The following is a 2,630-nucleotide window of genomic DNA, read 5'->3' on the forward strand; positions in this document are numbered from 1 at the left end:
CCGGCAAAGCCCATGTCGCGGCGCAGGATGTCGCGGATCCAGCGCGGCGAATAACCCGCCGGCTCGGGCGCGACCGCCGGGTATTTCACGTGCGCCATCATCACCGCCTCGGCGCCGGCCTCGATGCCGGCGGCGAAGGGCACCAGATCGAGCGCCTGCAGTTCGGCCAGCGGGCGCGGGTCAACGGCGTCGTCGAAGTGGGTGTCCTCGAGCACCGAACCGTGGCCCGGGAAATGTTTGATGGTCGCGGCCATGCCGGCCTCGTGCAGGCCGGCCACGTAGGCGCGGCAGAAGTCGGCGACGATGCCCGGCTCGGCGTGGAAGGCGCGGTTGCCGATCGCCAGGTTGCCGCGGCCCAGGTCCACCACCGGGGCGAAGCTCAGGTCCAGGCCGGTGGCCAGGATTTCACTGGCCATCAGCCAGGCGTGTTCACGGGCCAGGGCCAGTGCGGCATCGCGGTCGGTGGCGTAGAGGTGACCAAACCCTTCCAGCGCCGGCAGCTCGGAATAACCCTCGCGGAAACGCTGCACGCGCCCGCCTTCCTGGTCCACGCACAGCAGCTGCGGGCGCGGCGCGGCCTCGCGGATGGCCTGGCACAGTTCGCCGGCCTGGGCGCGCGAGGCGAAGTTGCGCTTGAACAGGATCACGCCGGAAACCCGCGGGTCCTGCAGCCAGCCACGCTCCTCGTCCGACAGCGCCAGGCCGCCGACTCCAATCACCAGCATCAGGTTTTCTCCTGCGCGTTCCAGCGCGAATACGGGCGCTCGGCCAGCGCCAGGTTGTACCAACGGGTTTCGTCGGTGACTTCACGGCCCAGCCAGGCAGGGCGTTCGAAGACCTCGTCGGCCGAGTCGAGCTCAAGTTCGGCGACGACCAGCCCGGCGTTTTCTCCGGCGAACTCGTCCACTTCCCAGGTGTGGCCGGCGTGGCCGACGTAGTGGCGCACCTTGTCGATGCGGCCGCCCACGCACAGCGCCAGCAGCGCCTCGGCGTCGGCCACCGGGATGGGGTAATCAAACTCCTGCCGCGTATGCCCGGGCTCGCGCGACTTGAGGTTCAGGAAAGCGGCGTCGCCGGCGATGCGCACGCGCACCGAGGCGTTCTGCCGGGCCTCGCGCAGCGCGGCCATGTCGTTGATGTAGCCCTGGGCCATGCGCACCGACTTGAGCACGCCGTCGCGCCAACGCTCGTCGGTGACCAGGAACTTGCGTTCGATTTCGATGCCCATGCGCTATTTCTCGAACAGTGCGATCGATTCAACGTGCGCGGTTTGCGGGAACATGTCCATCGCGCCCGCCGCCACCAGCCGGTAGCCGCGCTCACGCACCAGGAATCCGGCATCGCGCGCCAGCGAACCCGGGTGGCAGGACACGTAGACGATGCGCCGGATGCCCTTGAGCGGCAGCTGGGCCAGCACCTCGGCGGCGCCGGCGCGCGGCGGGTCGAGCAGCAGCTTGTCGAAGCCGGCCTTCATCCAGGGCTCGCCGGCCAGGTCCTTGGCCAGGTCGGCGGCGTGGAACTCGACGTTGGCGACCTGGTTGCGGGCGGCATTTTCCCGCGCCCGCGCCACCAGTCCGGCGTCACCCTCGACGCCGACCACGCGACCACTGCGCCGCGCCAGCGGCAGGGTGAAGTTGCCCAGGCCGCAGAACAGGTCCAGCACGCGATCTTGTGGCTGCGGGTCGAGCAGTTCCAGTGCGCGCCGGATCATCTTGTCGTTCAGGCCGGCGTTGACCTGGATGAAATCCAGCGGCCGGAAGGCCAGGTGCAGGTCGAAATCGGGCAGCGCGAAGGAAAGCTCCAGCTGCTCCGGCCACAGTGGCTTCACCGTGTCGATGCCGCCGGGCTGCAGCAGCACCGCGAAGCCGGTTTCCTTGGCGAAGGCCACCAGGCGGGCCTGGTCGTCGGCCGACAGTGGTTCGAGGTGGCGGAACACCAGCGCCACGCCCTGCTCGCCGGCGATGAATTCGATCTGCGGCAGCGTGCGCTTGCCGTCCAGGCTGTCGACCAGGGCCGACAGCGCCGGCAGGCGCTCGCCGATTTCCGGGATGACGGTGTGGCAGACCGACAAGTCGGCGACGAAGCGCGGGTTGGTTTCCCGGAAACCCACCACCGTCTTGCCCTTCTTTTCGACGAAGCGCACTGAAAAGCGGCCCTTGCGCCGGTAGCCCCAGGCGGCATCGACCAGCGGTTCAAGCACCTGGCCGGGGGCCACGTGGCCGATGCGCTGCAGGTTGTCCATCAGCACGCCGTGTTTGGCGGCGATTTGCCGCGCTTCGGCCAGGTGCTGGAGCACGCAGCCGGCGCAGGTGCCGAAATGCGGGCAGCGCGGCTCAATGCGGTCAGGCGAGGCAACGAGCACCTCCAGGGTGCGGCCTTCGTCGAAATGGCGGTTGCGGCCGGTCTGTTCGACCCGGACGGTTTCGCCGGGAAGCGCGCCGGTGACGAAGATCGCCTTGCCCTCGCGGTGGCCGACCCCGCGGCCGTCATGGCTCAGGTCGGTGATGTCCAGGTCGAAGGGAGGACGCTGCTTGAAACGGGTACGGGCCACGGGTGATGCCGACAACAAAGGGGCGCGGATTGTCGCAAATCCGCGCCCCGGGTGCTCGGCCTTACTTTTGTTTCCAGCT

3 protein-coding genes are annotated in these 2,630 nt (G+C 68.9%); all 3 read right to left on the bottom strand.

Translation table 11 applies throughout. The features are described 5' to 3' along the window. Window positions 1–725: beta-N-acetylhexosaminidase (gene nagZ / locus AACZ35_RS13850; protein ID WP_339830279.1), on the bottom strand; the 725-nt coding region annotated here is incomplete at its 3' end. Continuing rightward, on the bottom strand, window positions 725–1,228 hold the full coding sequence (locus tag AACZ35_RS13855; RefSeq protein WP_339830282.1) for a CYTH domain-containing protein: 504 nt from the start codon (window positions 1,226–1,228) through the stop codon (window positions 725–727). The genes nagZ and AACZ35_RS13855, both read right to left, overlap by 1 nt. Before the next feature lie 3 nt (window positions 1,229–1,231). After that, window positions 1,232–2,551, bottom strand: a complete 1,320-nt coding sequence (gene rlmD, locus AACZ35_RS13860; protein WP_339830284.1) for a 23S rRNA (uracil(1939)-C(5))-methyltransferase RlmD — start codon at window positions 2,549–2,551, stop codon at window positions 1,232–1,234. Between the last annotated feature and the right edge of the window lie 79 nt (window positions 2,552–2,630).

Source organism: uncultured Arenimonas sp. (assembly GCF_963976025.1).
Classification (GTDB): Bacteria; Pseudomonadota; Gammaproteobacteria; order Xanthomonadales; family Xanthomonadaceae; genus Arenimonas.

Coding starts and splice junctions, on each gene's coding strand:
- AACZ35_RS13855 (WP_339830282.1), bottom strand. CDS start 1,228: ATGGGCATCGAAATCGAACGCAAGTTCCTGGTCACCGACGAGCGTTGG.